Below are 8,687 nucleotides of genomic sequence, written 5' to 3'. Positions count from 1 at the left end.
AATAGCAACAACTTTAGGATTTTCTCTTAAAGGAGTTGGTAGAGGCACATTGACTATGCCTTTAAGAGTTCAGTTTTTGACGGCTTAAGAATCCCCGCGTCTTTAGACCGGGGAGAAGTCAATCAATTGTCAAGGAGTTGATTTTTCATCATGGATTCTACTCAACCCTATATGGATACCGCCAACCAGATGGAGACGGTGATCCGCACCGAAAATATCGATATCTTCTACGGCAGTTTCAAAGCGGTGCGCGGTGTCACCCTCGACATTTTCAAAAATAAGGTGACGGCGTTTATCGGCCCGTCCGGGTGTGGGAAAAGTACGATTTTGCGCTGCTTCAACCGCCTCAACGACCTGATCAACGGCTTCAAGTTGGACGGGCAGATCTACTACCACGGACAGAATTTGTACGATCCGAATGTCGATCCGGTGGAGGTGCGGCGGCGCATCGGGATGGTGTTCCAAAAGCCGAATCCGTTCCCCAAGACGATTTACGACAATATCGCCTACGGGGTGCGGGTGAATGGATTGGCCAAATCCAAAGCCGAACTGGACGAGATCGTGGAGCGATCGCTGCGTCAGGCGGTGCTTTGGGATGAGGTGAAGGATAAGTTGGGCGAAAATGGCTTCGCGTTATCTGGGGGACAGCAGCAGCGGTTGTGTATCGCCCGGGCGATCGCGGTGAACCCGGACGTGGTGCTCATGGACGAACCCTGCGCGTCTCTAGACCCGATCTCGACCTTGGCGATCGAGGATCTGATCCACGAGTTGAAGGAAAATTATACCATCATTATCGTCACCCACAATATGCAGCAGGCGACGCGGGTGGCGGACATGACTGCCTTCTACAACGCCAAGGCGGTCGAAGCGGGCAAGCGCTTCGGCTATCTGGTGGAATTCAACGATACCCAGAGTATCTTCCAGAATCCCCAAGAAGAGGCGACCCAGCAGTATGTCAGCGGCCGGTTCGGGTAAAAAAACGGCGCGATCGCGTTTTTGATTGCCCAGATCGAAATTGGGCACAAGTCAGAACAGCAGGGGGGATTGCCGTTCTGACTTCTTTGTTTTCGTGGCGATCGCGCTACGCGCCCTTCATCCAGTGTTTGAGTAAATTATCTTTGACCATTCCCTGGCGAAACACTTCGATCAGGTACTCCTGGGCTTCTTCCAAGCTCAGGTGCTTGACTTGTTCTTGCAGCACCTTCAACTTGAATTGTTGCTCGATGCTCAGATTTCCGGGGGTTTGCATGGTTCGCTCCTCCTGTGAAACTCAAGGATTCAGAAAAAGGTCACTCGTCAAGTGTAACTTTTCTTTACGCTATATGTAAATTATCGTAACAAGTGCTTGACTTTCTGTCCACGACGGACATTTGGACACTTATTTTTTTTGCAAAAATTAACATCTGCGACCATAGCCTTATCATAAAAAGGTGAAAACCTCGAAAAATCGACCAAAGGAGCGAGATTGAGCCGATGGACGCGATGGAATTTTTCAACCAAAGTGCGGGGCGGTGGCGATCGCAGCGGACGACCCACCACCTGGCCTTCCGCCAGGCGGAGAAGGGATCTTCGACGATCGACGTGACGGCCCTGGCCGCGGACGACCCCAAAATCCTCGAGATCTGCGAGATGCACGAGATCGACCCCGGTCTGGCCGCGGGGGGCGCCCACGTCACCTGGAACGGGGAGATGGCCTGGGACAAGGACGACGAGAACCACAAGGGATCGACCGTATTCGCGATCGTCCCCGACCCCGAAGATCCCCGCAAGGGCCGGATGCTGCGGGAACGGGGCTACGCCGAGATCGTCCCGGTGATCGGCCGGTTCGAGATGGATGAGGAAGAGGGACTGACCTTGGTGACGGAATACGAAACCATGAGTTCCATCGAGCGGTTTTGGTTCGTCGGTCCCCATGTCAGGATGCGATCGAGTGCCGTGAAGCGGTTCGGTGGCTTCAACACCTCCACCTTCTGCACCGAAGTCCGCATCGACCCCGACGCCGAAGCGACAGAATCCTCCCCGAAAGAGAAGGAAACCGTTCCTTTCATCTCCGCCTTGGGTTGGTAAAACCGCGACTCCCGTCGAACCGAAAGGTTTGAACGGGAGTCCGTTGTTGGGATGGGAGCCCCCGCGAATATCCTCAAAGGCAGTAACATTTAAAAAATGATACGAGCAGTTTTCTATCCGCCGCGGTACGGTTCGATCCCCCATTATCCCCCTTAAAAAGGGGGACTTTGAATTTTCAAACGTGCTTGATTAGCCAGAGAAACGCTATAATCCAATCGCCATGACATCTATAACCATAGAAAAAACATATACTTTTGAAGATTACCTCGAATATGACGACGGCACGGACAACCGTTATGAACTGGTCAATGGAAAGTTGGAAATCATGAATCCGCCGACGATCAGACATTTGCTCATCGCCGATTTTATCCGAGATAGTTTGACAGCAGAAATAACTCGGCTGAATTCACCTTGGCTGTGTTTGAAAGAAGCGGGAGTCCGCACTGGATTTCGGAAGTCTAGGTTGATAGATGTCTGCGTGGTATCCAGGGAACAAGTCTTAGAACTGTTGGATCAATCCGCCGTTTTTCAAACCCCGCCGATGTTAGTCGTGGAAGTCGTCAGTCCCGAATCCGTCAGCCGGGATTATCGGTACAAAAGATCCGAATATGCGGCGGCGGAAATCCCCGAATATTGGATCGTCGATCCGATGTTGAATAAGGTTTCCGTTTTGCGGCTGGATGAGGGATTGTACGAGGAAACGGTTTTGACCGAAAATCAACAAATTGTCTCCCAATTTTTTCCCGAATTGACTTTGACTGTCGAACAGATTTTGGCGGCGGGAAATATTTTCTCCTCACCCGACACCCCCGCCCCCTAGAAACCGGGTTTCTACAATAATATTTTGGAATCCATAAAAAACTCATCTATAAACTCGGTTTATTCCCCCAACCAGATACTCCAGTCCCATCCAGTCCAGAGCGGCGAGACTGAATGAATCCCACGGGACACCGAGGGGGTCGATTCCGGGTCGGTGAGTGGGTAGAAAATAAAGACCTGTGAATTTGTTAAAGTTGAGATGGAATCGGCTTCCACTCGACTCACCCCCCCAACCCAAGATGTCTTCGAGATCTCACACGCAGCAATTCCCCGAAATCCTCGGCTATAGACTGGTCGAACAGTTATATCTGGGGTCGCGAACGGCGGTCTATCGAGGCGTGCAAATCGCCGGAGAACGCCCCGTCGCAATTAAGCTGCTGCGGCGGGAGCATCCGAGCTTTGGAGAGTTGGTACAGTTTCGCAATCAGTATGCGATCGCCAAAAAACTGCCCATTTCCGGCATCGTTCGACCCCTGAGTTTAGAACCCGTCGGCAACACCTATGCCTTGGTGATGGAAGATTGGGGCGGAATTTCCCTGGACAAATACAGCCGGAAGCAACCTTTAGAATTGACCCGGGTGTTGAGCATCGCCCTGCAAATTGCCGAGATTCTCCAGGATTTGCACCGACACCGGGTCATCCACAAAGATATCAAACCCGCCAACATTCTGATTCACCCCGAAACGCGGCAAATCAAACTGATCGACTTCAGTATCGCCTCTTTGCTGCCCAAAGAAACCCAAGAAATCCAAAATCCCAATATTTTGGAAGGAACCCTGGCCTATCTCGCGCCGGAACAAACGGGGCGGATGAATCGCGGGATCGACTACCGGGCGGACTATTACGCCCTCGGCATCACCCTCTATCAATTGCTGACGGGTCGCCTGCCTTTCAGCAGCGACGATCCCTTAGAATTGGTGCACGGTCACATCGCCAAGGTCGCCACACCGGTGCATCAGGTCGATAGCGACATTCCCGAGAGAGTGGGGGCGATCGTCGCGAAATTGATGGCGAAGAATGCCGAAGAGCGTTATCAGAGTGCTCTGGGACTCCAATTTGACCTGCGGGAGTGTTTGACCCAGTTGAAAGCCACGGGAACCGTCGCCCATTTTGAATTGGGGCGGCGAGATCTGAGCGATCGCTTCCTCATCCCTGAAAAACTCTACGGACGCGAAGCCGAAGTTCACACCCTCCTCCACGCCTTCGACCGAGTCAGTGAAGGGGCAGCAGAATTCATGCTCGTGGCGGGATTTTCCGGCGTCGGAAAAACGGCCGTCGTCAACGAAGTCCACAAACCCATTGTCAGACAACGGGGCTATTTTATCAAGGGAAAATTCGACCAATTTAACCGCAGTATCCCTTTGAGTGCTTTTGTGCAGGCTTTTCGCAATTTAATGGGGCAGTTGCTCTGTGAATCTGACCGACAGTTGGCCGACTGGAGGGTTCGGATTCTCGAGGCGGTGGGAGAAAACGGACAAGTGTTGATCGAAGTGATTCCCGAACTGCAACAAATTATCGGAGTACAACCCCCGGCTCCCGAACTTTCCGGCACCGCCGCTCAAAATCGATTCAACCGGCTGTTTTCAAAGTTCATTCAAGTTTTTGCCAAACCCGAACATCCCCTCGCGATCTTTTTGGATGATTTGCAGTGGGCAGATTTGGCATCGCTACAGTTGATCGAACGGCTGATGAACGACCGGGGTTATCTGTTACTATTGGGAGCCTACCGAGATAACGAAGTTTCCCCGACCCATCCGTTTATCTTGACGGTGGAGGAACTGAAGAAATCCGGGGCGATCGTGAATACAATTACCCTCGCGCCCCTGGGGTTAGAAGATGAGAATCGTTGGGTTGCAGATACCCTGATTTGTTCCCGGGAACTGGCCCGACCCCTAACGCAACTGGTCGATCGCAAAACTCAAGGCAATCCCTTTTTTATCACGCAATTTTTGAAAGCGCTGCACGGGGAAGGTCACATCACTTTCAATCGCGATCGCGGTTACTGGGAATGCGATATCGCCCAAATTGCCGCCGCCGCCACCACCGATGACGTGGTGGAATTTATGGCGCGGCAGTTGCAAAAATTGCCCCCGGAAACCCGAGACATTCTCAAGTTGGCTGCCTGTATCGGCAACCGGTTCGATCTGGGTACCTTGGCGATTATTTCGGAGCGATCGCCCGAGGCAGTTGCAACGGCCCTGTGGCCGGCTTTACAAGAGGGTTTGATTTTGCCCACCAATCAAGTTTACAAGTTCTTTCAGGACATCGGTGGCTCAGTCAGCCCGGGCGAAATTAACCCCGGCTATCGCTTTTTGCACGATCGCGTCCAACAAGCCAGCTATTCCCTGATTCCCGAAGTTAAAAAACAGGCGACTCACCTCAAAATCGGTCAACTGCTCCGACAAAAACTCTCCCCAACTGAGCAGGAAGAAAAACTCTTCGACTTGGTGGGACAATTCAACCTCGGACAAACACTCCTGCGAGATCCCGACGAACGGGAAGCCCTCGCCCGACTGAACTTAAAAGCCGGACGGAAAGCCAAACAAGCCACCGCCTACGTCGCCGCCCGCAACTTCATTCAAACGGGGCTGGAATTACTCACCGCCGACCCTTGGCAACGTCAGTATGAGTTGACCTTGGCTCTCCACATCGCCGCCACGGAAGCCGCTCATTTAAATGCCGACTTTGAGGCGATGGAGTCCTTCGCCGGTGTCGTTTTAGACTCGGCCCGAACCCAACTCGATCGCATCAAAGTCTACCAAATTCAACTGCAAGACTTGGGCGCCCGGAGTCAGTTTTTGCAGGCGATTTCTCTCGGCGCCAAAGCCCTGTCCGAATTGGGCATCGAATTTTCCTCCGAACCCGATGAGATCTTGACGAGTACCGCCCTGCAAAAAGTGTCCCGTAAACTCGAAGGTCAAAAGATTGAGGAACTCGCCGAACGGCCTGTCATGAGCGACCCTCAAACCATCGGGGCGATGCAACTGCTGGCTGAGTTGTTTACGCCGGTTTTTCTCGGCCAACCCACCCTGCTACCGCTGTTGATGGCGACGATGGTGAGTTTATCTTTGGAATTTGGCAATACCCCGGCATCGACCATCGGCTACGCGGGCCACGGGATGGTGCTGTCCGCTTTTCTGGGAGAGGTTGACCGGGGCTATGCTTTCGGACAGGTTGCCCTCCGCCTTTTAGAGCGGTTTGATGCCCGGGAATTTAAGTCCCTCACTTTGCTGATGTTCGGCTGTTTTCTCCAACATCGTCGAGAATCGCTGCGGGCGATCATTCCGACGGTAAAAGCGGGTTATTTTGCCGGTATGGAAACGGGAAACTTCCTCTATGCCGGTTACAACAGCCACAATTATTTCCGGGGTAATTTGTTGGCGGGGGTGCCGCTGGGGGATTGGGATTCGGAGCTCGAAAATTACTGCGTCGCTTTGGCGGCGGCCAAGCAAGATTCGGTTCTGGCTTATCTGAGGATGATTCAACAGCTCGTCCAGAATCTCCGAGAAACGGTGGAGAAACCCGATCGCCTGTCGGGAATCGCCTACGATGAAACGGTGATGTTTCCCAGGTATCGCCGGGATGGAGAGTTCGTCGCGATCGCGATCGCCCACGTTTACAAACTCCTATCCGCCTATCTGTTCGGTAATTATACCAATGCCCTTAATTATATTGCCGAAGTCGAGCGACATTTAGCGATATTAGTGGGGATTGTCGATCGCCCCCTGTTCCATTTTTACGCCGCGTTAACTGACTTGGCGGTCTGCTCCGACGGCGAGGAAAGTGAGCGGGATGAAACCCTAAAACGGGCGGAAGCTCACCAACGGATATTGGCGGAATGGGCGCAGGATGCCCCCATGAATTACCGACACAAAGTTGACTTGATCGAAGCCGAAAAATGTCGGGTTTGCGGTCAAAATTACGTCGCGGGCGATCGCTACGATCGCGCCATCGCGGGTGCCAAAGAAAGCGGTTTGATCCAAGAAGAAGCCCTCGCCAACGAACGGGCGGCTCAATTCTACCTAAATTGGGGTAAGGAAAAAGTCGCCGCCGGCTATATGCAAGAGGCTTATTATTGCTATGCCAAATGGGGGGCGGCAGGGAAAGTTGCCGATTTGGAAAGCCGCCATCCCCAACTACTCGCACCGATTTTGCAATCCGCTCGGACCACTTTATCGGCGACAGAAACGCTGTTTGCGATCGCCGGTTCGGGTACGACTCAGACGAGCAATACCCATTCTTCGACCTCCAGCAGTACCAGTATTTCGGCAACCCTGGACTTGGCGACGGTGTTGAAAGCTTCCCTCACCCTATCGAGTGAAATTGAACTGGAAAAACTGTTGGCGACTTTGCTGCAAACGGTGCTGGAAAATGCGGGAGCCGATCGCGGGATCTTGCTGATGCCGCAGGACAATCAATGGTTTGTCGAGGCGGTGGCGACTATCGAGGAACCCGCCCGAGTGCAGTCCGTCCCCCGATCCAGTTATTCCGAGCTTCCCCAAACGTTAATTCACTGGGTCGAACGGAGCCGAGAACCGATGGCGATCGCGGATGCGGCCGACCATCCGCTGCTGGAAAATGATGCTTATATTTTGCGACGAAAACCCAAGAGTATCCTGTGTAATCCGATTTTGAAACAGGGTCAACTCATCGCCCTTTTGTATTTGGAGAATCGGGCTACCATCGGCGCATTTACCCGCGATCGCGTCCAACTTTTAAACCTTCTGTCTACTCAAGCGGCGATTTCTCTGGAAAATGCCCGCCTCTACCAACAGGCCCAAGACTATTCCCGGCGGCTGGAACAGTCCCAAATGCAACTGGTAGAAAGTGAGAAAATGTCGGCTCTGGGGAACTTAGTCGCGGGGGTCGCCCACGAAATTAACAATCCCGTGGGCTGCATTTTGGGCAATGTCAGTGCGACCCGAGATTATCTCGACGATCTGTTGGGTTTGCTCGATCTCTACGGCGAGAAATTTCCCGAACCGGGGGCAGAAATTGAGGAGGAACGGGAGGCGATCGAATTGGACTACATTCGCGAAGATTTGCCGAAACTGATGCGGGCGATGAAGGATGCGGGCGATCGCATCAAATCGATCAGCAGGAGTTTGCGGACGTTCTCCCGCGCCGATCGCGACGACCGGCAAAAATTTGACATTCACGAAGGTATCGAGAGCACCTTGTTAATTCTGCGCCACCGCCTGAAAGCGAACCCGAATCGTCCGGCGATTCAGGTGGTTCAGAACTACGGCAAAATTCCCGAATTGCTCTGTTTTCCCGGACAGTTAAACCAGGTATTTATGAATATCTTGGCGAATGCGATCGATATGTTCGACGAAATGCCTCAAACTGTCTCGATTCGGGAATTAGAAGCTCGCCAACCCACAATTACAATTCAGACCGAGATTCTCCCTGCGGAACTCGGCGGGAACGAGGGCGATCACGTCCAGATCAAAATCGGCGACAACGGCCGGGGGATGACGGAAGAGATACGAGCCAAAATATTTGATTATTTATTCACGACAAAAGCCGCCGGAAAAGGAACCGGTTTGGGATTGGCGATCGCCCGTAAAATTGTCACGGAACATCACGGCGGCACTCTGGCGGTCGAGTCGGCTTTGGGTCGGGGTTCGGAGTTCTTAATCCGACTGCCTGTTCGCGGTTAGGTCAAACCCCTAGAAACCCGGTTTCTCATTTTCCCGACAAATCAATCGCCCGTCGCCAGTTTTCACGTAAAATCTCCGATACGTTTGGAAGCTCTGTCTCTTTAGAGCAGGGAGGAAAAACGAACGGCGACTTGAGTC

Annotated in this window: 5 protein-coding genes; 4 read left to right on the top strand and 1 reads right to left on the bottom strand. The window is 52.7% G+C overall.

All coding sequences use genetic code 11. The features are described 5' to 3' along the window. The first annotated feature begins 150 nt into the window (after window positions 1-150). Window positions 151-975 (top strand): phosphate ABC transporter ATP-binding protein PstB, encoded by an 825-nt coding sequence (pstB, locus tag LKE08_RS12135; RefSeq protein WP_324704492.1) that lies wholly within the window; start codon window positions 151-153, stop codon window positions 973-975. 106 nt (window positions 976-1,081) lie between these two features. Here pstB and LKE08_RS12130 read toward each other — a convergent pair whose 3' ends face one another. After that, window positions 1,082-1,249, bottom strand: a complete 168-nt coding sequence (locus tag LKE08_RS12130) for an NblA/ycf18 family protein (protein ID WP_324704491.1) — start codon at window positions 1,247-1,249, stop codon at window positions 1,082-1,084. 224 nt (window positions 1,250-1,473) lie between these two features. On the opposite strand from LKE08_RS12130, the gene LKE08_RS12125 reads away from it, so the two are divergent. From LKE08_RS12125 to LKE08_RS12115, 3 genes are all read left to right on the top strand, one after another. Beyond that, window positions 1,474-2,067 (top strand): phycobiliprotein lyase, encoded by a 594-nt coding sequence (locus LKE08_RS12125; protein WP_324704490.1) that lies wholly within the window; start codon window positions 1,474-1,476, stop codon window positions 2,065-2,067. A 220-nt stretch (window positions 2,068-2,287) separates the two neighbouring features. Then, window positions 2,288-2,887 (top strand): Uma2 family endonuclease, encoded by a 600-nt coding sequence (locus tag LKE08_RS12120; protein WP_324704489.1) that lies wholly within the window; start codon window positions 2,288-2,290, stop codon window positions 2,885-2,887. A 238-nt stretch (window positions 2,888-3,125) separates the two neighbouring features. Then, complete coding sequence (locus tag LKE08_RS12115) at window positions 3,126-8,549, top strand: AAA family ATPase (RefSeq protein WP_324704488.1); 5,424 nt, start codon at window positions 3,126-3,128, stop codon at window positions 8,547-8,549. The last annotated feature ends 138 nt before the right edge of the window (window positions 8,550-8,687 follow it).

The sequence above is a fragment of the Lyngbya sp. CCY1209 genome, assembly GCF_035615495.1.
In the GTDB taxonomy this organism is placed as follows: Bacteria; Cyanobacteriota; Cyanobacteriia; order Cyanobacteriales; family Microcoleaceae; genus Limnospira.
Note: the sequence above shows the minus strand (reverse complement) of the source record. Positions and strands in the feature narration are given on the sequence as shown.